Origin of the sequence: Mycobacterium neglectum (assembly GCF_002591975.1) — a bacterium.
Taxonomy (GTDB): domain Bacteria; phylum Actinomycetota; class Actinomycetes; order Mycobacteriales; family Mycobacteriaceae; genus Mycobacterium; species Mycobacterium neglectum.
Genome location: NZ_NVQE01000017.1, coordinates 1 through 19,740, shown reverse-complemented (window position 1 = coordinate 19,740; position 19,740 = coordinate 1). Strand labels below are relative to the sequence as shown.

Here is a 19,740-nt window from a genome sequence, read left to right as displayed (position 1 = left end):
TACCTACGCGGCTTTCGCCAAGCTGAAGCCACTTTGGTAAGTGGCCCCGGCAGGATCGCCGCAAGCCGCGACGGTCTGCGTGTTGACCGCGCTACCGTCCAGAGTTGCCGCTTCGAATGAAAACACAACTGTGCCAGGGACGGTCACATTGTCATTGGGCGGCTTGCACCGAACCGCATGGGCGTACTGGACGGTCATGTCCCAGCGTCCGTTGTTCAGCAGGGCCCGCCCGCCATACGGCACGACCCTCGGGTCGGTGACGGGTGTGACGGCGACGTCGGCGCATCCGGGACCGCAGGGCGTCATTACCCACGTGTTGGCTCTGCCGGTGTCGGACTCATAGGCGTACGTACCGCTCAGCTCGCCCGGTGCAGGCTGGAGACCCCCGTCGGCCGATGCGCTACCTGCCGAGGCGATCGCCAAGCCGGCCGCCAGGAGGATCGCTGCGGGCAGCTCGCGAGTGATGGTCATGCCGCTCCTCTCGTTAAATGTCTCCGGGCATTCCACCCATGCCCATCGGAGCCATCGGCGGCGGAGCGATCGGAGCGACCGGAGCCATCGGCGGCGGAGCGACCGGAGCCATCGGCGGCGGAGCGATCGGAGCGACCGGAGCCATCGGAGGGGGTGGTGGGGGCGGAGGGGCCAGCGGTGGTGTTGGCAGCGCGTACGGGCCGCCCGCGCATATCGGATTCGCAGGCTGGCTGACGCATGCGGGATCGGCCGGGCCAGTGATGACTGACGCCCCCTGCGGCGGCGGAGGCGCATACGGGCCGCCCTGGCACACCGGGTTGGTGGGCTGGGAAATGCATCTGGGATCGTCCGGCCCGGTCGGTGGTCCAGACGGCTGGAGCGGCACCGGGGCAATGGATGTTCCACCGAAGGCGGGCATCGCGATCGCCGAACCGGCCGAACCCGTCGCGGCTACGACGACGAGCGCACCGGCCAGAGCACCTTTCGCCATTGTGTTGCGGACTCGAGAGACATCGGTCCAACTCATCATTCGCTCCTTTGTGCGGCCCGGAGGAGCGATGTGTCGGCCAATATTATTGACGCCGAAGCATATTCGCCCCATGCCTGCTCCCTCGAAGGGTGGAACAACCGCACGCTAACTCATCAGAAATGCAGCGACAGCGAATCGGGCGAAACTCCCTTTTTCGTTTGCTGAGCGTCACCGTGATCTGGCGCGGATCCTGATGGGTCCGCGCCACTGCGCGCGCGGGTCGAGCACCTCGCCACGCTGCATGATCTCCACCTCGCCGGCACTCGCGAGGTCTCGCGCCGTATCGCGGGCCTGCTTCATCAGGTCACGCCATTGATCACCGCCGACGGCGCGTGCTGCGTCCGACGGGCAGATGGTTTTGGCCGGCGCGCGCTCGCGGGCCAGCGCCAGGATCGCCGCACGCAATCGCTGCTCACTCACTGATCGAGATAAGCCCGTTTACCCGGCCCTTGAAACCATTTCTGTAACACGTTCTAATCTGAAGGCATGAGCGACTCAATGCTGCGTCACCCCATCCACTCCGGGCACCTCACGGTCGGCGCGCTGAAGCGCAACAAGGACAAGCCGGTCCTGTTCCTGGGCGACACCACGTTGACCGGCGGCGAACTGGCCGAGCGCATCAGTCAGTACATCCAAGCCTTCGAGGCGCTGGGGGCGGGCACGGGGGTCGTGAGCGGGCTGCTGGCACTCAACCGGCCCGAGGTGCTGATGATTCTCGGCGCCGGCCAGACGCAGGGTTATCGGCGCCTGTCACTACACCCTCTCGGCTCGCTGGACGACCACGCGTACGTCCTCAACGACGCCGGCGTCACGTCGCTGACCATCGATCCGAACCCGATGTTCGTCGAACGGGCCAAGGGACTGCTCGAGAAGGTCCCCGGCCTCAAGCAGATCCTGACGATCGGCCCGGTCCCCGAGGAGCTGGCGGACAGCGACGTCACAGCGGTGGACCTGACGGCCGAGGCGGCCAAGTACTCACCGAAGCCGTTGGTCGCCGCCGATCTGCCGCCGGATCACATCGGTGGGATGGCCTACACCGGCGGCACGACCGGCAAGCCGAAGGGCGTGATCGGCACCGCCCAGTCGATCACCACGATGACGACGATTCAGCTCGCCGAGTGGGAATGGCCCGAGCGCCCCAAGTTCCTGATGTGCACACCGCTGTCGCATGCGGGCGCGGCGTTCTTCGTTCCGACGATCATCAAGGGCGGCGAACTGGTGGTGCTCACCAAGTTCGATCCCGCCGAGGTACTGAAAACCATTGAAGAGCAAAAGATCACGGCCACCATGCTGGTGCCGTCGATGATCTATGCGCTGATGGACCATCCGGATTCGCAGACCCGCGACCTGTCGTCGCTGGAAACGGTGTACTACGGCGCTTCGGCGATGAACCCGGTGCGCCTGAAGGAGGCGATCCGGCGGTTCGGCCCGATCTTCGCGCAGTACTACGGCCAGTCCGAAGCCCCGATGGTGATCACCTATCTGCCGAAGGGTGACCACGACGACAAGCGCCTCACCTCCTGCGGTCGGCCGACCGTTTTCGCGCGGACCGCGCTGCTCGATGCCGACGGAAATCAGGTGCCGCAGGGCGAGGTCGGCGAGATCTGCGTATCGGGGCCGTTGGTGTCCGGCGGGTACTGGAATAAGCCGGAGGCGACGGCCGAGACCTTTCGAGACGGCTGGATGCACACCGGCGATCTGGCCCGCGAGGACGAGGAAGGCTTCTGGTACATCGTCGACCGCACGAAGGACATGATCGTCACCGGCGGGTTCAACGTGTTCCCGCGCGAGGTGGAAGACGTTGTGGCAGAGCATCCCTCGGTCGCCCAGGTATGCGTGATCGGGACGCCGGACGAGAAGTGGGGCGAGGCGGTGACGGCGGTGGTCGTGCTGCGGCCCGACACCGCGTCCGACGAGGCGGCGATCGCGACGATGACCGCCGAAATTCAGTCCGCGGTCAAGGAACGCAAGGGTTCGGTGCAGTCGCCGAAGCAGGTGATCATCGTCGAGTCGGTGCCGGTGACCGCGCTGGGCAAGCCCGACAAGAAGGCGGTGCGCGCACAGTTCTGGGAGGGCGCCGACCGCGCCATCGGCTGACGGCTGTCCGTGACGGATGCGGGTTGGGTGCGGGGCGATTACCTCGACCTCGACATGCCCGCACACGTGGGCGCGCTGCGTGACGGCGGCACGCACTTCCTCACCGACGCGTTCCGGGCAAGTCGTGCATTGGCGTCCGACAATGCCGTCCGCGCCATCACCGAGCTGACGGAGTTTCGCGGGGGCAGCACCGGCCGCAAGGCACTGCTGGCCGTCGAGTACGACGGCGGTGATCTGCCGACCGACCTCTTCGTGAAGTTCTCCCGCGATTTCGACGACACCGGTCGCGATGGCGGGCGCACTCAAATGGCGTTCGAGGTTCGCTTCGCGCTGCTGTCCCGGACGCCGGGGTTTCCGATCGCCGTGCCGAAGTGCCTGTTCGCCGACTATCACGAGCCGTCCGGCACCGGACTGCTGATCACCGATCGAATCCCTTACGACGCCAACGGCATCGAGCCGCACTATGACAAGTGCATGGATTACATGATGCCCGATCCGGTCGGCCACTACCGAGCTTTGCTCGGCGCACTCGGCCGCCTGTCGGGTACCCATAAGGCCGGCCGGCTGCCCGCAGGACTTGTCGACCAGTTCCCCGTCGACATGGAGCGCCTGTCGGTCGGCGACCGTGTCGGGTACACGGCCGATCAGCTACAGCGCCGTGTCGACAGGCTCGCCGAGTTCGCGGTCGCCCAGCCCGGACTGCTGCCCGCCAACGTCCGGTCGCCTGAGTTTCTGCGCCGACTGAGACACGAGGTGGCCCGGTTCCCGCAGCATGAGAAGGCCATCTGGCGTTGGCTGGCAGCGCATTCCGACTATGTGGCGCTGTGCCATTGGAACGCCAACGTGGACAACGCGTGGTTTTGGAACCGGAGTGGCCACCTCGAATGCGGGCTGATGGACTGGGGCTGCGTCGGCCAGATGAACGTGGCCATGGCGATCTGGGGCGCGATGTGCAGCGCCGAGACCTCAATGTGGGACGAGCACCTCGACGGACTACTGCAGGCGTTCACGACGGAGTTCGGCGCGGCCGGCGGTCCGGCACTCGCCTCGGCCACGATCAAGCAGCATCTGGTGCTCTACGTCGCGATCATGGGGTTGGCCTGGCTGCTCGACGTTCCGTCCTACCTACTGCGGCTGCTGCCGGAACCGGTGGACGATCGCTTCGACGCGCGGATCGCCGACAACGAGCAGGCTCGCAGCCGCCTGCTGATGATGACGAACTTCTTGAATCTCTGGGAGACAAACGATTTCGTTGCCGCACTCGACGCACTAGGCGCACTAGACGACTAGGTCGGCCCTGTGCCGGACTCGCTCGATCCGTTCTGCGTTCGGGTCGTCGACGGCGCGCACCCAGGCTTGCGCCTGCTCCGGTGACTTGCCGAACTCGATATGGCGTGCAATGAGCCGCCGTCGCCGCTCCTCGGTCGCAAGGTCGACGAACCACACCTCGTCCAGCGCGCTTCGCACGGCAGGCCAGGGGTCGTCGGTGTCCAGCAGGTAGTTTCCCTCGGTGACGATGAGCCGTGCCGTCGGTGCGATGCCGATGCTGCCCGCCACCGGCTGCTCGATATCACGGTCGAAGGCCGGGGCATAGACGATCTCGGTGTCCTGACGCCTAATACGTTGCAGTAACGCCAGATACCCATACGCATCGAACGTGTCGACCGCACCTTTACCGTCGAGCAGTCCCAACCGCGCCAGCTGTACGTCTGCGAGGTGGAAGCCGTCCATGGGCACGTGCACGGCGTCGCCAATGGTCGAGGCGATCTGCGATGCCATCGCCGTCTTGCCCGCCCCGGGTGACCCGGTGATGCCGAGGATGACGCGAGGCTGCCTGGCGAGCAGAGCCTCGAGTCGGCTAGCCCAGGAGTTCATCGATCTCGGCAGCCAGCCGACCGATGCGCTCTTCTTCGCTGGGGATCCAGCGGCTGTCGTCGGCGGCCCGCTGCCAGCCGAGTCGCCACATCCGCGCCACAGCGCGGTCACCGATGCCCGCATAGGGGTTCGCGATCGTCGCCGGGTAGGCCTTGCGGCCATCCCGGTACGCGGTCACGAGCCGGTGCGTCATCACCGTCAACTCTCCTGCGCGAGCAGACGCAAAGAGGCCCATTTCGTCGGCGTGTCGCGGACTTTTGCAGGTGCTCGGCAGAATGGGGTGCGTGTCGGACATCCAGCAGACCGTCGACGCCGTCTGGCGGATGGAGGCCGCCAAGATCGTCGCGACGCTGACGCGGGTGGTCGGCGACGTCGGTTTCGCCGAGGATCTGGCGCAAGAGGCCCTCATCGATGCGCTCACCAGGTGGCCGGAAACAGGTGTGCCGAGGAATGCCGCCGCCTGGTTGACCGCCGTGGCCAAGCGCAAGGCGATCGACCAGTGGCGGCGCCAGGAGAACCTCGACACCAAGTACGCGGTGCTGGCGCACGAACTGGAGACGCAAGACCAGGACTCCCCTGACGCCTGGGACCCCGACCGAATCGACGACGACGTGTTACGACTGGTCTTCATCTCCGCACACCCGGTGCTGTCGCGGGAAGGCCAGATCGCGCTGACGCTGCGCGTCATCGGCGGCCTGACAACCGAGGAGATCGCCCGCGCCTTCCTGACGTCCAAGGCGACGATCGCCGCGCGGATCACCCGCGCGAAGAAGACCCTGTCCGACGCAGGCGTGCCCTTCGAAGTTCCGGAGCGCTCGGAGTATCCGCGGCGCCTGTCAGCCGTGCTTTCGGTGATCTACCTGGTCTACAACGAAGGCTATTCGGCCTCGTTCGGCCAGCGCTGGATCCGCGACGAACTATGCAGTGAGGCACTGCGATTGGGTCGAGTGCTGGCGGCGCTGGTACCCGATGAACCGGAGGTGCACGGCCTGGTCTCGCTCATGGAGTTCCAATCGTCGCGATTCGCCGCCCGTACCGACGGCGACGGCAGGCCCATCCTGCTGGAGGCTCAGAACCGGGCCAGGTGGGATCGCGCACAGATCCAACGCGGGGTGGCGGCGCTGGGCCGCTCTGCGGAGGCGTTGCAGCGCAAGGGTGTTGGCTGGGGCCCGTACGCGCTACAGGCTGCGATCGCCGAGTGCCACGCGTCGGCCCCGACTGCTGACGACACCGACTGGAAGCACATCGTGATGCTCTACGACGGGCTGGTGCAGGTGGCGCCATCCCCTGTCGTCCAGCTCAACCGCGCGGTCGCGGTGGCCATGGCCGGGGAGCCGGCCGAGGCGCTGAGGATCGTCAACGGGCTCACCGGACTCGACGGCTCGTATCTGTTGCCGAGCGTGCGCGGCGAACTGCTGATCCGGCTGGGACGTGACATCGAGGCTGCCGACGAATTCGACCGCGCCGCAGCATTGACAGACAACGAGCGTGAGCGGGACGTGCTGGCCGACAAGGCCACCCGGGCTCGGAGCTAGGCCCCGGGCACGCCTGTTCGTGCGGCTACCGACCTTGCCGATCCGGTGTCGAACACCTCAATCAGCATGTCTTCGTCGCGGTATCCGCCCAGGTGATGCAGTTCCGACGTCGCGGCGATGACGTCGGTCGCGTATTCGCCGGTGATCGGGTACTCGGCGACCGGGTGACGCCAGTGGGCGGCGACGACGGTCGTCCCCGGCCGCAACAGCGGTATCTCGCGATCCAGGGTGTCGCGCAGCACCTCGGCATGCAGGTAGTAGCAGAGCTCGGACAGCACAACCAGATCGAACCCTTCCTGCGGCCAAGGATCATCCAGTGAACTGCGTAGCAGCGTCACGTTGCGACGCCTCCCGGCGTCGACCAGACGCCGGTGCGCCGAATCCAGTGCAGCGCTCGCGATGTCGGTGCTGGTGACGTGGTCGCAGCGAGTGGCGAGCTGTTCGGTGAGGACGCCGACCGAACAGCCCGGTTCGAATGCGTGCCGGTAACGCCGATACGGCAGCAGCGCCAACGTGATCGCGTACTTGCGCTGCTCATACCACCGGCCTCCGAGCTGCCAGGGGTCTTCCGACTCGGAATAGATCTGCTCGAAGTATCCGGTCGAGAGCCTCGTAGTCATCAGAACACCACCTCCCTGACGGCGAGTAATCGCCGTAAGACGAATGACGGCAGCAATGGCGCCGGATCGGCCGGATCGGCTTCGGGCACCTGGATCTGCGAGCGGTAGCACTGCGTGGCTGCCGCCTTGCGAGCATGAGCGTGTGCAGCAGGCGGCACCACGCGAAGGCGGTCCCACGGCACGGCGGCATCGCCGGGTGTCGCCCAGTGCCACATCCACAGCGGGTACTCCAGCAGCGCGACGCCACAGCGCTGCGCGGCGGTCGCCGCCGCGCGGCCGACGGCCTCGTGATCGGGATGCCCGTCGCCGCGCCACGTCGCCGCGATCCAGGTCCGGCCACTCGTCGTCTCGAGGATCTCCGTGAGAAGATCTTCGACGCGCTGCTCATGCTTGCTCAGTTCGCCGTCCGGCAGGCCGAGGAAAATCGGTGCGGGTATCCCCAGAACCGTTGTGGCTCGATGCAATTCGTCGCGGCGGATGCGTTCCAGTTGAAGCCGCTCCAACAACCCGATCCCGTGGTGTGACGCCCCACCGTCACTCGCGGCGACCACCTGTACCCGCACTCCGCGTTCGGCAAGCGTGACGATCGACGTGCCGAACCCGAGCGTCTCGTCATCGGGATGTGCTGCCACGACGATGATTTCGTCACACCCGTCCAAGTCCAGTTCGGGTGCAGCGGCGAGCGCATCGAGCCAGTCCTGCGCGGGTGTACCGTCGACCGTCAACGGCGTGGCGGCGAATCGGGCGCAGTTGCCTACGTGGGTGAGCGTCATTGTGTGGCTCCCGCCAGCAGGCCCAGCCGTTCCAGATCCCGCTCGGCGTGACTCTGCCTGACATAAACGCTGAGATCGGCGACGCGCTTGGCATGCGCGGCGTCCTGGCACAGTGGCCCCGGGCCCAGAGCGCGGCCCGTCCTGGTGATGGACTCCTGCACAGCGGTCTCGATCACCGCCCGCGTCTGCCGCGCGACCAGTTCAGCCATGCCCTTGCGGTTCAACGGATCTTCGTCGACCACTGCTGCTCCGGAGGAGAGCATCGCTTCACCGGCGGCCAGTGCGGCGTCCACCGCTCCGAGGTGCGCCAAGGTGTGCGGGTCGGCCGAATCCTCGGCGGCGCGGCTATACAGCGGCGCGGCCACGGACCGGGCACCACCCAGCCAACATGCCGCGACGCCGATCGCGCCGTGCCAGAAACCGGGCCGGGTCAGGTACTCGCCCGGTCGGCCGACGGGTAGCGCAGAAACATGACTGAATTGCACTGAACGGGTGTCGGATTCGGCCATCCCGGGATTGCGCCAACCACTCGGCAGCGGACGCACTCCCGCGTGTCCCAGGTCGACGGCGAACAGTCCGCGCTCGCCAGAGTCCAGCCGCGCGGTGACGAGCGCATGCGTGCACAGCCCGGCACCTGAGCACCACACCTTGGTGCCGTCGAGCGTCGTCGCGTCCCTGCCGACCTTCGCGCTGAGCACCGCATCACGCGACTCGGCGGCCCAAACACCCCACAGTCGGCCTGGTTTCGCCTCATCCGCACCGAGTTCGGCCATGATCGCGACCGCGTCGACGTGGGCCTCGGCGAGGCGGGCGACGACGATGTCGACCTCGGCCAGCTCGGCGAGGCGCCGCCAACGTTGTGCCGTGTCACCGCCGCCGGGGAGCGGTAGATCCAACGCGCCCGAGTCAATCCACCTGCGGATCAGTCCACCTGTCATGTCTCCACGTGCACCTTGCGACGGGGCCGGGCAAGTCCGCGGAGGTGCGCGGCGAATCCGTTGGGCGCGCGGCCATCTTCACGGGCCGACGTCGCCACCGAAAGCTTGGCATCCCGGTGGATGCTCATGTGCGCCGAGGTGAATCGTTCGACGAGGTCGACGTCCTCAGCGGTGCTGAGCGCACGGAAGCCTCCGACAGCCCAGTACGCGTCGGCCCGGAACCCCATGTTGGCGCCGTGGACGTGATCGTGGCCGGGCCCTTTTGAGTTGTAGGCGGCCAGATAGCGGCGGGCAACCTCCACGGGTAACCGCCATACCGATATCCGCACCGTGCCGAGCACCATGTCGGCGCCGGCCTCCATCATCTGTGTCAGCCACTGACTGCCGACGATGGTGTCGGCGTCGGTCGTGGCAAACCAGGTGCGCGCCGGCTCGACGTCGGTGCACACCGACCGCGCGTACTCGAATCCCGCTGCCCGGGCGGCGCCGACATTGCCCGCCTCGGTCGAGATGAAGTGGACATTCGGCCCGAACCGCTCAGCGAGCTGATCACTGCCGTCGTCGCAGGCATCGAGGACAACCACGATCAGAACCGGCACCGACGTGTGCATGGAGGCCGCGATCAGCGCGGACAGGGAGCGCGGCAGACTCTCGATCTCATTGTGCGCAGGTACCACCACGACCGCCTGCTCCAGCTCCGCCATGCCAGTTAATTAGCCGGTTTCGCCACAGTTCACACCTGGCAGCATGGGGCACGTGAATATTCAGGCCGCCCTGTTCGACTATTCCGGCACCCTGTTCCGCCTTGAAGAGGATGACAGCTGGTTTCACGGCATCGAAGTCGACGAACGCCAGATCGACGGCCACGTGCAGGCCGAGCTGATGCGCAGGATGACCGCGCCGACGGGCCAGACCGTCGAGATGACTCCTGAAGCGCACCACGCGTGGGTGAACCGTGACCTCGCACCACACCTGCATCGTGAGGCCTACCTGCACGTACTTCGCGAATCCGGGGTGGCCGACCAGCAGGCCGAAGCGCTCTACGGTCTGATGATCGACCCGCTGAACTGGACGCCCTACCCCGACACCGCCGGGGTGCTGGAGGGCCTGCACCGGCAGGGCATCAAGACCGCGGTCGTGTCCAACATCGCATTCGACGTCCGGCCGGCGTTCGAGTCGATCGGTGCGGCCGGGTTCGTCGACGAATTCGTGCTGTCCTTCGAGGTCGGCGCTATCAAACCTGACGCGGCGATCTTCCAGACCGCACTGAGCCGGCTGGGGGTCGAGGCTTCGCGCGCGGTGATGGTGGGTGACAGCGACGAGGCCGACGGCGGCGCCCGAGCCCTCGGCTGCGGATTCGTCCTCGTCGATCCGCTGCCGACGACGCAGCGCCACGACGGTCTGCGCGACGGGCTTGCCGGCTACGGCGTCCAGGTATGACGGGTCCCGACCCATCCGTTCGCCCGGGATTGGCCCGCCGCCTGCCGGTGTTTCGCATCGAACCGGTCGCGTAGCGTTTCAGCCATGTCCGACAGCGCGCGTATCCGGCCGCCGTGGTGGCTGAAGTACGTCAACAAAATCATGATCGGTATCCAGAAACTCGGCATCCCCATGGGCGAGAACGGTCCGGTGATCCTGGTCGTGCCGGGGCGCAAGAGCGGCAAGCTGCGTTCGACACCGATCACCCCGATGGTCGTCGAGGGCAAGCGGTACGTGCTCGGCGGGTTGCCGGGCAGCGACTGGGCCGCCAATCTGCGGGCGGCTGGCGCGGCTGAACTCAAACAAGGCAAGAGCACCGAACGTGTCCGCGTCGTGGAGTTGCCGCCCGATGAGGCCAGGCCGCTGCTGCGGCTGTTCCCTGTCGGGGTGCCGACGGGCGTGAGTTTCCTCAAGAATGCAGGGCTGGTGACCGGTCCGAACCCCGACGAATACGAGGCACTGGCGGGCCGCTGCCCCGTCTTCCGGTTCGATGCGGTAAGCACATGAGCGACAACCCTTTTGACCCGTCGGTGTGGCGACCGGTCGACGGATTCGACCTCACCGACATCACGTATCACCGTCACGTCGTCGACGGGAAACCGCAGCCGACGGTGCGGGTGGCCTTCGACCGACCCGAGGTGCGCAATGCGTTCCGTCCGCACAGTGTCGACGAGCTGTACCGGGTGCTCGACCATGCCCGGATGTGGCCCGAGATCGGCGTCGTCCTGCTCACCGGAAACGGCCCGAGCCCGAAGGACGGCGGCTGGGCGTTCTGCTCAGGCGGAGACCAGCGCATCCGTGGTCGCAGCGGCTACCAATACGCATCCGGTGAGACTGCGGAGTCGGTCGATCCCGCGCGCGCCGGACGGCTGCACATCCTCGAGGTGCAACGACTGATCCGATTCATGCCCAAGGTCGTCATCTGTCTGGTCAACGGCTGGGCGGCCGGCGGCGGGCACAGCCTGCACGTCACGTGCGACCTGACGCTGGCCAGCCGCGAACACGCCCGCTTCAAGCAGACCGATGCCGACGTCGGCAGCTTCGACGGCGGCTACGGCAGCGCATACCTCGCCAAGCAGGTCGGCCAGAAGTTCGCCCGCGAGATCTTCTTCCTCGGCAGGCCCTATGACGCCGAGCAGATGCACGCGATGGGCGCGGTCAACGAGGTCGTCGACCACGCCTCGCTGGAAACCGTCGGGCTCGAGTGGGCGGCGGCCATCAACGGCAAGTCCCCCCAGGCGGTCCGGATGCTCAAGTACGCGTTCAACCTGACCGACGACGGCCTGATGGGCCAGCAGCTGTTCGCCGGTGAGGCAACACGATTGGCGTACATGACCGACGAGGCCGTCGAGGGCCGCGACGCGTTCCTTGAGAAGCGCGACCCCGACTGGAGCCAGTTCCCCCGCTACTTCTAGTTGCGATTTGTGGAGCCGCGGCCGCGGTGAGCGCGGTTAAGACTCCACAAACCGCAATTGGGCGCCACCTAGACTCGCCTGCTGTGAGTAAGAATCCGCTGCGCTGGCTCTCCGAACAGGTGCTGCTGGCCGGCATGCGACCGCCGCTCGACCCGCAACTGATGCTGCACCGCCCCGACCGCGACGAGGTCGACCTCGACGGCAAGCGGATCCTGCTGACCGGGGCTTCGTCGGGGATCGGCGAGGCCGCCGCTGCGAAGTTCGCCCGCCGCGGTGCCACCGTCGTCGTCGCCGCCCGCCGCCAGGAACTCCTGGACGAATTGGTCGACCGGATCACCGCCACCGGCGGATCGGCCGTGGCCCACGCCTGCGACCTGTCCGATCTGGACGCCGTCGACGAGCTGTGCGCCAAGCTCGAACGCGACCTCGGCGGCATCGACATCCTGATCAACAACGCCGGACGCTCGATCCGCAGACCACTGGCGGACTCCCTGGACCGATGGCACGACGTCGAGCGCACCATGGCGCTGAACTACTATTCACCGCTGCGACTCATCCGGGGCCTGGCGCCGGGCATGCGTGAGCGCGGCGACGGGCACATCATCAACGTGTCGACATGGGGCGTGCTGAACGAATCGTCGCCGTTGTTCTCGGTCTACAACGCGTCGAAGGCGGCGCTCACCTCCGTCAGCCGGATCATCGAGACCGAATGGGGCGACGACGGGGTCCATTCGACGACGCTGTTCTACCCGCTGGTCCTTACGCCGATGATCGCCCCCACCCGGGCCTACGACGGCCTGCCCGGATTGAGCGCCGACGAGGCCGCCGATTGGATGATCACGGCGGCGCGCGTGCGCCCGATACGTATCGCACCGCGGATGGCCGTCACCGCCCAAGCGGTGAACAGCGTCGCACCCGGTGTGGTGAACACGCTGATGAAACGGCAACGCGTTCAACCCAGCAGCTGACCGTGCCCGAGATCTCAACCATCGCCGATATCGTGCGCGTCCAGGCGCGGGTTCGGCCCGACGCCGCGGCGCTCGTCGTCGGCGAAAGGACGATCTCTTTCGCGGAGCTCGACGCGCGGTCCAGCCGAGCCGCCCAGGCGTTCCGCGCGTCGGGTGTCGGCTTCGGCGATCGCGTCGCCTTCGTCGAGAAGAACGGCGCTGAGTTCTTCGAAGTGGTCTGCGGTCTCGCCAAGCTGGGGGCCATTGGCGTGCCGGTGAACTGGCGGCTCGCGCCACCGGAGATGCTGCACGTCATCGAGGATTCGCAGGCTCACATCGTCGTCGTGGGATCGGAGTTCTTCGGCCATCTCGAAACGATCGAGGACCGATTCACGACGGTGCGCGCCATCGTGGCGATCGGAGCGCACGACCGCTGGCAGGACTTCGAGGACTGGCTGGCCGGTCATCCCGATGAAGACCCTGGTGTCACAACGGGTTCCGACGATATCGCCTTCCTGATGTACACATCGGGCACCACTGGGTTGCCCAAGGGCGTCATGCTGACCAACGGCAACTACCTCTGCAAGTCCAGCGGTATCGCACACCAGTGGCGGTTCAGCGCCGACAGCGTCAGCCTCGCAGTGATGCCGATGTTCCATATGGCCGGTTCGGGGTGGGTGCTGGTCGGACTCTACGAAGGTGCCACCACCGTGGTGCTGCGCGACGTCGACCCGGTGGCGATCCTGGATTCCGTTGTCCGACATCGGGTCACCAACCTGCTGCTGGTGCCCGCGGTGATCCAGATGCTGCTTGGCGCTCCGGGTGTCGAGGCCGCGGACTTCTCGAGCGTGCGGGCCATCGTCTACGGCGCCTCACCGATCACCGACGATGTGCTGGTGAAGGGTCTTGAACGCTTCGGATGTGAGTTCCTCCAGGTGTACGGGCTGACCGAAACCACCGGCTCCGTAACGCAACTCGACGAGCACGACCCGGTCGGGCGACCGGACCTCCTGCGATCCTGCGGCAAGCCCTATCCATGGGTCGAACTGCGCATCGTCGACGACGACGGCCGCGAAGTGCCGGTCGGCACGGTGGGTGAGGTGTGGACGCGGTCGGCGCAGAACATGCGCGGCTACTGGAACAACCCCGACGCCACCGCCGCGACCGTCACCGACGAGGGCTGGCTGAAGACCGGGGACGCCGGCTACGTCGACCACGACGGCTTCGTCTACCTGCACGACCGGAAGAAGGACATGATCGTCTCCGGCGGCGAGAATGTGTACCCCACCGAGGTCGAGAACGTGTTGATGACCCATCCCGCCGTCGACGATGTGGCGATCATCGGGATTCCCGACGAGAGGTGGGGTGAGGCGGTGAAGGCCGTTGTCGTGCCTGCCGCGGGGGCCGCACCGACCGAGGCCGAACTGATCGCCTACGCACGCGAGCGCCTCGCCGGTTTCAAGCTGCCCAAATCCGTTGACTTCGCCAAGGTGTTGCCCCGCAACCCGAGCGGCAAGCTCCTCAAACGAGCGCTTCGTGAACCGTACTGGGCGGGCGTCGACCGTCGAATCGGCTGAGCGCGCGTGATAGACACGTCCATATGGAGATCCTGGCCAGTCGCATGCTCATCCGGCCGGCGGACTATGAACGCTCGCTGACGTTCTACCGCGACGAGATCGGACTGGCGATCGCGCGCGACTACGGTGCGGGCACGGTGTTCTACGCCGGCCAGTCACTGATCGAAATCGCCGGCCACGGCGCACCAACCGCGGGCGGCACGATGTGGCTTCAGGTTCGCGACGTGTACGCCGCCGAGCAGGAACTGACCGGCCGCGGCGTGCCCATCGACCGTGAAGCCCGCCAAGAGCCGTGGGGCTTGCACGAGATGCACGTCACCGATCCCGACGGGACGCTACTGATCTTCGTGCAGGTCCCCGAAACCCATCCGCTGCGTCGCGACAACCGTCAGTAGCGTCAGCGGGCCGCCGCCAGCGGCCAGCCCACCGAGGCCAGCCGTGCGGCGACCTGATGGACCTCTTCGGGGTTGGGCTCCTTGTCGATGACGGCCTGCACCGCGGTGCGGATCTCGTCCTCGGTCACGGTGTCGGAATCGGACTTCTTCAGGATCACCTGGGCGGCCCGGATGACTTCTTCCTCGGTCAGCGAGCGCTTCAGCAGGGCGAGCAGCGCGAAATAGTCTGTCGGCGGCACACCCTCGGGATAGCCCTTGTGCAGCCAGCCGAGCACATTGTCCAGAACGGTCTGGTTCATTGCCATAGCGCCTGCGCTCATTTCTTGGGCATGAAGGGGAAGAGGTCAATACCGGTGTGGTGGATGATCGTTCCCCTGGTGATCCAGAGGACTGCGGTCAGGATCACCCAGCCGACGAACACGAACAGTGCGATGCCGAGGTACTTCACCATCGGGTTGGGGGCGACGGTGGTGCCGTCGGCATTCTGGCCGCCAGCTCCGTTGGAGTAGGCCACCAGCCCGGCCGCGAACACCGCGGGCAGGCCCGCGCCGAGGAGCAGTCCCACGGCGAGCACCTTGAAGATGTTTTCGAAATACGTCATCAACGTTCCTTGCTTCTCCGTTAGACCGAGGCGGTTGGCGTGAATTCCTTGGCGGCTCCACGGACATCCGAAGGCACGACGGAATTCGTGGAGCTGTCCCAATCGGCGTTGACGTTGCTGCTGTCCACTTTCTGCTGCTTGGCGCGCCACCACATATAGAAGGACAGACCCACCAACACGAGGAAGATCACGCCGTCGCCTGCCAGCGCCGAGTGGGTCAGCGACTTGACCGCGTCCGACAGCCAATACGAGAGGGCGCCGACGAGGCCGGCGGCGGGCAGGGTGATCAGCCATGCGACGGCCATCCGGCCCGCCACGGCCCACCGCACCTGGGCACCCGGCCTTCCGACGCCGCTGCCCAGGATCGATCCCGTGGCGACATGGGTGGTCGACAGCGCCATGCCCGCGGCGCTTGAGCTCAAAATGATTGCGGCCGAGGATGCTTCGGCGGCGAAACCCTGCGGCGAATCGATCTCGACGAGCCCTTTGCCCAGGGTGCGGATCACCCGCCAGCCACCGAGGTAGGTACCGAGACCGATGGCGACCGCGCAGCTGAAGATGATCCAGAACGGCAGCCCGTTCTCCTTGACGTCGCCCGTCAGGTGGCCGGTCGTGATGAGTGCGAGGGCGATGACACCCATCGTCTTCTGGGCATCGTTGGTTCCGTGCGACAGCGCGACCAGTGAAGCGGTGGCGATCTGTCCCCAGCGGAAGCCTTCCCGACGCCGGCTCTCCGCGATCCGGCGGGTGATCCGGTACACCAGCCACGTGCCACCCGCGGCCACGAGGCACGCGATGACCGGTGCGGCGATGGCCGGGATCAGCACCTTGCCGGTGACCCCGGACCAGTTGACACCCGCCAGACCCAGCGCCGCGAGGCCCGCGCCGATCAGACCGCCGAACAGGGCATGCGAGGAACTGGAGGGGATACCGAACAGCCAGGTGAGCAGATTCCAGAGGATGCCGCCGATCAGGCCGGCGAAGATGATCGTCAGCCCCGTCGACGCGTCGATACCCGGCAGCATCGCGCCGGTCTTACTGTCCTGGACGTTCAGCACCGAGGTGGTCACGGTGACCGCGACCTCGACCGAGAGGAACGCCCCGACGAGGTTCAGGACACCGGCCAGGAGCACCGCGGTCTTGGGCTTGAGTGCGCCGGTGGCGATCGAGGTCGCCATCGCATTGCCGGTGTCGTGGAACCCATTCGTGAAGTCGAATGCCAGTGCCGTTGCGATCAACAGCACCAGGATGATCAGCTCTGCGCTCACGGCGCTAATTCTGCGGCCCGGGGATGCCATTTGCCTAACCAAACGCACCTTCAAAATGGCGTGTCGATCAGGCACTTCATCTGACCTGGCCAGGTGTTCACGCATTGTTCGACTTGGCGGGGGTAAACGGATGCCCAGCGCGGTCATCGCACCGTCCCCGAAGCGGATTAGCATCGGAAACTCATCGACCACACGCGACATTTCGGAGGGACAGTGACCTTTCTGGCCAAGATCGTCGCGTGGATCACCGCCGGCTACCCGGAGGGCGTGCCCGGTCCTGATCGAGTGCCGCTCTTCGCGCTTCTCAAGCGCCGCCTTTCCGATGACGAGGTGAAGGCCGTCACCAAGGAGCTGAAGGATCTCGGTGAGTTCGACAGTGCCGATATCGGCGTGCAGATCCTCCAGATCACCGACGAGCTACCGACGCCCGAGGACGTCGAGCGAGTGCGGGCACGGCTGGCCACAAAGGGCTGGCCGCTGGACGACCCGCGTGATCCGGAGGAGGGCGCATAGCTGTCCTCCGCCCCGTCGCCGTCCCGGCCGGCGCTGCGGCGCTTTCGATGCTACCGGTGGTGGAGGACGCACTCGCCGGACGCACGACGGTGTTGCCGGTGCCGATGGACGACGAGCGCGAAACCTCGCTGATCACAACATCATTGCGGGCAGGCGCAGAGATCGATGACGATGTGGCCGTCGTGGTGTCCACGTCCGGCACGACGGGAACGCCGAAGGGCGCCATGCTGACGGCGGCCGCGTTGACGGCCAGCGCGTCGGCGACCCACGATCGCCTCGGCGGTGCCGGTCAGTGGCTGCTGGCCCTGTCCGCGCATCACGTGGCCGGCCTGCAGGTGCTGGTGCGCAGCGTCGTCGCGGGAACCACCCCGGTGGCGATCTCCGCGGGATTCTCTGCGGCGGAGCTGGTTTCAGCCGTCGACTCCCTCGGGTCCGGACGACGCTACGTATCGTTGGTGGCCGCGCAGCTCGACAAGTCCTTGGGCGATCCGGCCGCCTCCGCCGCGTTGGCGTCAATGGACGCCGTGCTGATCGGAGGCGGGCCGATGCCGGCTGGAGTCGCCGAACGCGCCTGCGCTGCGGGCATTCCCGTGGTCCGAACGTACGGGATGAGCGAGACGGCGGGTGGCTGTGTGTATGACGGGCTGCCGCTCGACGGAGTGCGGATGCGCATCGACGGCGGACGGGTGGTACTCGGCGGCGCCACTCTGGCCAAGGGCTACCGCAATCCCGTCGAACCCGATCCGTTTGTCGAGCCCGGGTGGTTTCGCACCGACGATGTCGGCGCCGTTGACGACTCGGGGGTGCTGGCGGTGCTGGGCCGAGTGGACGACGCGATCAGCACGGGCGGGTTGACCGTGTTGCCGCAACTGGTGGAGGCAGCGGTGGCGTCGCACGGGGCGGTGGCCGAATGTGTGGTGTTCGGCGTCGACGACGAACGGCTGGGACAACGGGTCGTGGCCGCGGTCGTGGTGACGCCCGGACGCGCCGCCCCTACGCTGGCCGAAATCCGCACCCACGTGGCAGCGAGTCTGGACGTCACCGCGGCACCGCGGGAGATCCACGTCGTGGACGAGATTCCGCGTCGCGGTATCGGCAAGGTGGACCGTCGAGCGCTGGCGGCGCGCTTCGGTGGCTGAGGCGACTGTTCGCGACTTATGGTCCGCGGTCTGGGTTTTCGTCGGGTTGGTCTGGTGGGCGGAGGAGTAGTTCGGGGCGGTGGTAGTAGTTGATGCGGGTTTGGCCGGTGTCGAGGTCGGGTGGTGGGGCCCATTCGACGTCGCCGCGATGGTTGATGGTGGTGGTCCAACCGTCTTTGGCAACGAGGCGGTTGTCGGGGCCGCAGGCCAGGGTCATGTCGTTGACGTTGGTGTTGCCGCCATCGGCCCAATCGGCGGCGGCGTGGTGGACTTGGGCGCCGTAGGCCGGGACTGTGCAGCAGGGTTTGGTGCAGCCGCCGTCGCGCGCGATCAGCATGATCCGCTGCGCCGGCGAAGCCGTGCGTCGGGTGCGGAACAGGTCCAGGGCTTGTCCGGTGGCTTTGTCGAAGACCGCGAGCCAGTGGTGGGCGTGGCCGGCGAGGCGGATGACGTCGGTGATGGGCATCGTGGTGCCCCCGCCGGTGGTGCCGACCCCGGCGCGGGATTCGAGGTCTTGCAGGGTGGTGCGGATGATGATCGAGGTCGGCAACCCGTTGTGTTGACCCAACTGCCCGGATTCCAGCGCATTGCGCCCGACCGCCAAGAAAGCGTCGTGTTGGCGTTGGTCGGGGGTGCGGTGATCGGTGTCGATCTGTTCCTGTGACGGTGTGCCGCTGACGCACGGGTTTTCGTCGTCGGGGTTACACATCCCGGGTGCGGCGGTTTTGGCGAAGATGGCTTCCCAGATCGCCCACGCTTCGGGGGTGAGGTAGCCCCGGATGGGCACCATGCCGTCGCGTTGTTGGGGGCCGCAGTGCAGACCGCGTTTCCTCTGGCGTTCGGTGTCATCGGGGGCGGGGCCGTCCTGATCCAGCAGAAACAGCACATCGTCGGCGACTTTCTTCAACTCCGCCGGTCCGACACCGGCCGCGATGCCGACCAGCTGCGCCTCGATCTGCTCACGGGTGACCGTGTCGACCCAGCCGGGGAGGCGGTCCATCGCGTCGCGGATCTTGTCGACATGCTCGGCGTTGATCTGTCCGGCGCCTTGGGCGGCGGCGGTGGCCGCCAGCACCGGCGCCAGTGGTTCACCGGTCAGGGTGCGCCGCGGCCCCAACACCTCAGCTTCGGTCAGGCGGCGGTTGGCCTCGGTCGCTGAGAGGCGCCACCGGATCCGCAGCACGTCTTTCCAGTTCTTGGCGCCCAACTCTTTGGGGGTGGTCTGGGCCTGCAACCGGGCCAGGGCGCGATGCCACTGGGCGGGCAACTGACACGACAGGGTCTCGAGCTCATCCAGCACTGTCAGCAGTTCGCGGTGGGTGAGCATCTCCAGGTCACAGGCGGCCAGCGACTCGTGGGCGGCGCGCAGGGCGGTCATCGCCACGTCCACCGGAGTCGCCAACATCATTCGAACATACATTCGACCACCGACAACCCGGGTCCGCGTTGACTCGCCTTTTATGCGCGCGAAGCCGGTATACGTTGCCTCACTCAAAATGCGCGCATGCGGTGTGCCTACCTGAGGGATCGGCGAGGGTCCCGGTAGGCCCAAATGATGGGGTTGACGT

At 66.7% G+C, this 19,740-nt stretch carries 24 protein-coding genes; 11 read left to right on the top strand and 13 right to left on the bottom strand.

Annotated features, from left to right (window positions below; translation table 11 throughout):
* Positions 1-3: 3 nt before the first annotated feature.
* The 3 genes from CSQ99_RS15075 to CSQ99_RS15065 all read right to left on the bottom strand — a co-directional run bounded on the left by CSQ99_RS15075 (position 4) and on the right by CSQ99_RS15065 (position 1,420).
* Positions 4-471: a hypothetical protein gene (locus CSQ99_RS15075; RefSeq protein WP_099039854.1), complete on the bottom strand. Its 468-nt coding sequence runs from the start codon at positions 469-471 to the stop codon at positions 4-6.
* Between the two features lie 13 nt (positions 472-484).
* Positions 485-997, bottom strand: coding sequence for a hypothetical protein (locus CSQ99_RS31000; RefSeq protein WP_176561035.1), 513 nt, complete (start codon positions 995-997; stop codon positions 485-487).
* A gap of 171 nt (positions 998-1,168) precedes the next feature.
* Positions 1,169-1,420 carry a DUF3253 domain-containing protein gene (locus CSQ99_RS15065; protein WP_099039852.1) on the bottom strand — a complete coding sequence of 84 codons (252 nt, stop codon included), beginning with the start codon at positions 1,418-1,420 and terminating at the stop codon, positions 1,169-1,171.
* A gap of 66 nt (positions 1,421-1,486) precedes the next feature.
* On the opposite strand from CSQ99_RS15065, the gene fadD8 reads away from it, so the two are divergent.
* A complete protein-coding gene (gene fadD8, locus CSQ99_RS15060) occupies positions 1,487-3,097 on the top strand; it encodes a fatty-acid--CoA ligase FadD8 (RefSeq protein ID WP_099039851.1) in 1,611 nt (536 codons plus the stop codon).
* A 54-nt stretch (positions 3,098-3,151) separates the two neighbouring features.
* On the top strand, positions 3,152-4,387 hold the full coding sequence (locus CSQ99_RS15055) for a hypothetical protein (RefSeq protein ID WP_099039939.1): 1,236 nt from the start codon (positions 3,152-3,154) through the stop codon (positions 4,385-4,387).
* Here the strand turns inward: CSQ99_RS15055 and CSQ99_RS15050 are convergent.
* Both CSQ99_RS15050 and CSQ99_RS15045 read right to left on the bottom strand, forming a co-directional pair.
* Positions 4,376-4,972 (bottom strand): nucleoside/nucleotide kinase family protein, encoded by a 597-nt coding sequence (locus tag CSQ99_RS15050; RefSeq protein WP_099039850.1) that lies wholly within the window; start codon positions 4,970-4,972, stop codon positions 4,376-4,378. The genes CSQ99_RS15055 and CSQ99_RS15050 overlap by 12 nt on opposite strands.
* Entirely contained in the window at positions 4,956-5,267 is a 312-nt protein-coding gene (locus CSQ99_RS15045; RefSeq protein WP_245908920.1) for a hypothetical protein, read from the bottom strand. Before CSQ99_RS15045 ends, CSQ99_RS15050 begins: the two co-directional genes overlap by 17 nt.
* Between CSQ99_RS15045 and CSQ99_RS15040 the strand changes: the two genes are divergently transcribed.
* Complete coding sequence (locus tag CSQ99_RS15040) at positions 5,248-6,507, top strand: RNA polymerase sigma factor (protein WP_099039848.1); 1,260 nt, start codon at positions 5,248-5,250, stop codon at positions 6,505-6,507. The genes CSQ99_RS15045 and CSQ99_RS15040 overlap by 20 nt on opposite strands.
* Here CSQ99_RS15040 and CSQ99_RS15035 read toward each other — a convergent pair.
* The 4 genes from CSQ99_RS15035 to CSQ99_RS15020 are packed head-to-tail and all read right to left on the bottom strand — an operon-like array spanning position 6,504 to position 9,542.
* Positions 6,504-7,127, bottom strand: a complete 624-nt coding sequence (locus CSQ99_RS15035) for an SAM-dependent methyltransferase (RefSeq protein ID WP_099039847.1) — start codon at positions 7,125-7,127, stop codon at positions 6,504-6,506. The two genes, CSQ99_RS15040 and CSQ99_RS15035, sit on opposite strands and share 4 nt — an antisense overlap.
* Positions 7,127-7,900 (bottom strand): PIG-L deacetylase family protein, encoded by a 774-nt coding sequence (locus CSQ99_RS15030; protein WP_099039846.1) that lies wholly within the window; start codon positions 7,898-7,900, stop codon positions 7,127-7,129. Before CSQ99_RS15030 ends, CSQ99_RS15035 begins: the two co-directional genes overlap by 1 nt.
* The gene (locus CSQ99_RS15025; protein WP_099039845.1) at positions 7,897-8,838 is read right to left on the bottom strand and encodes an acyl-CoA dehydrogenase; all 942 of its coding nucleotides are present in this window, start codon (positions 8,836-8,838) and stop codon (positions 7,897-7,899) included. Before CSQ99_RS15025 ends, CSQ99_RS15030 begins: the two co-directional genes overlap by 4 nt.
* A complete protein-coding gene (locus CSQ99_RS15020) occupies positions 8,835-9,542 on the bottom strand; it encodes a glycosyltransferase family 2 protein (RefSeq protein WP_099039844.1) in 708 nt (235 codons plus the stop codon). The genes CSQ99_RS15025 and CSQ99_RS15020 overlap by 4 nt, the downstream gene beginning before the upstream one ends.
* Positions 9,543-9,585: 43 nt before the next feature.
* Here CSQ99_RS15020 and CSQ99_RS15015 point away from each other — a divergent pair, with 43 nt between their 5' ends.
* The 6 genes from CSQ99_RS15015 to CSQ99_RS14990 all read left to right on the top strand — a co-directional run bounded on the left by CSQ99_RS15015 (position 9,586) and on the right by CSQ99_RS14990 (position 14,651).
* Complete coding sequence (locus CSQ99_RS15015; RefSeq protein ID WP_099039843.1) at positions 9,586-10,278, top strand: HAD family hydrolase; 693 nt, start codon at positions 9,586-9,588, stop codon at positions 10,276-10,278.
* Positions 10,279-10,362: 84 nt separating this feature from the next.
* The gene (locus CSQ99_RS15010; RefSeq protein WP_099039842.1) at positions 10,363-10,824 is read left to right on the top strand and encodes a nitroreductase/quinone reductase family protein; all 462 of its coding nucleotides are present in this window, start codon (positions 10,363-10,365) and stop codon (positions 10,822-10,824) included.
* A complete protein-coding gene (locus CSQ99_RS15005; RefSeq protein WP_099039841.1) occupies positions 10,821-11,732 on the top strand; it encodes a 1,4-dihydroxy-2-naphthoyl-CoA synthase in 912 nt (303 codons plus the stop codon). Before CSQ99_RS15010 ends, CSQ99_RS15005 begins: the two co-directional genes overlap by 4 nt.
* 83 nt (positions 11,733-11,815) lie before the next feature.
* The gene (locus CSQ99_RS15000; protein WP_099039840.1) at positions 11,816-12,700 is read left to right on the top strand and encodes an SDR family oxidoreductase; all 885 of its coding nucleotides are present in this window, start codon (positions 11,816-11,818) and stop codon (positions 12,698-12,700) included.
* A 2-nt stretch (positions 12,701-12,702) separates the two neighbouring features.
* A complete protein-coding gene (locus tag CSQ99_RS14995; protein WP_099039839.1) occupies positions 12,703-14,256 on the top strand; it encodes a long-chain-fatty-acid--CoA ligase in 1,554 nt (517 codons plus the stop codon).
* 23 nt (positions 14,257-14,279) lie between these two features.
* On the top strand, positions 14,280-14,651 hold the full coding sequence (locus CSQ99_RS14990; RefSeq protein WP_099039838.1) for a VOC family protein: 372 nt from the start codon (positions 14,280-14,282) through the stop codon (positions 14,649-14,651).
* 2 nt (positions 14,652-14,653) lie between these two features.
* On the opposite strand, the gene CSQ99_RS14985 is transcribed toward CSQ99_RS14990, so the two are convergent.
* Genes CSQ99_RS14985 through CSQ99_RS14975 form a run of 3 tightly spaced genes read right to left on the bottom strand, consistent with a single transcriptional unit; the run spans position 14,654 to position 16,520 of the window.
* The gene (locus tag CSQ99_RS14985) at positions 14,654-14,956 is read right to left on the bottom strand and encodes a DUF3349 domain-containing protein (RefSeq protein ID WP_099039938.1); all 303 of its coding nucleotides are present in this window, start codon (positions 14,954-14,956) and stop codon (positions 14,654-14,656) included.
* Between the two features lie 11 nt (positions 14,957-14,967).
* Positions 14,968-15,252 (bottom strand): hypothetical protein, encoded by a 285-nt coding sequence (locus tag CSQ99_RS14980; protein ID WP_099039837.1) that lies wholly within the window; start codon positions 15,250-15,252, stop codon positions 14,968-14,970.
* Between the two features lie 20 nt (positions 15,253-15,272).
* Positions 15,273-16,520 (bottom strand): inorganic phosphate transporter, encoded by a 1,248-nt coding sequence (locus CSQ99_RS14975; RefSeq protein WP_099039836.1) that lies wholly within the window; start codon positions 16,518-16,520, stop codon positions 15,273-15,275.
* 213 nt (positions 16,521-16,733) lie between these two features.
* Between CSQ99_RS14975 and CSQ99_RS14970 the strand changes: the two genes are divergently transcribed.
* Positions 16,734-17,033 carry a DUF3349 domain-containing protein gene (locus tag CSQ99_RS14970; RefSeq protein ID WP_099039835.1) on the top strand — a complete coding sequence of 100 codons (300 nt, stop codon included), beginning with the start codon at positions 16,734-16,736 and terminating at the stop codon, positions 17,031-17,033.
* Between the two features lie 47 nt (positions 17,034-17,080).
* A complete protein-coding gene (gene menE / locus CSQ99_RS14965) occupies positions 17,081-18,172 on the top strand; it encodes an o-succinylbenzoate--CoA ligase (RefSeq protein ID WP_218014591.1) in 1,092 nt (363 codons plus the stop codon).
* A 16-nt stretch (positions 18,173-18,188) separates the two neighbouring features.
* Here menE and CSQ99_RS14960 read toward each other — a convergent pair whose 3' ends face one another.
* Positions 18,189-19,592 (bottom strand): HNH endonuclease signature motif containing protein, encoded by a 1,404-nt coding sequence (locus tag CSQ99_RS14960; RefSeq protein ID WP_099039833.1) that lies wholly within the window; start codon positions 19,590-19,592, stop codon positions 18,189-18,191.
* Between the last annotated feature and the right edge of the window lie 148 nt (positions 19,593-19,740).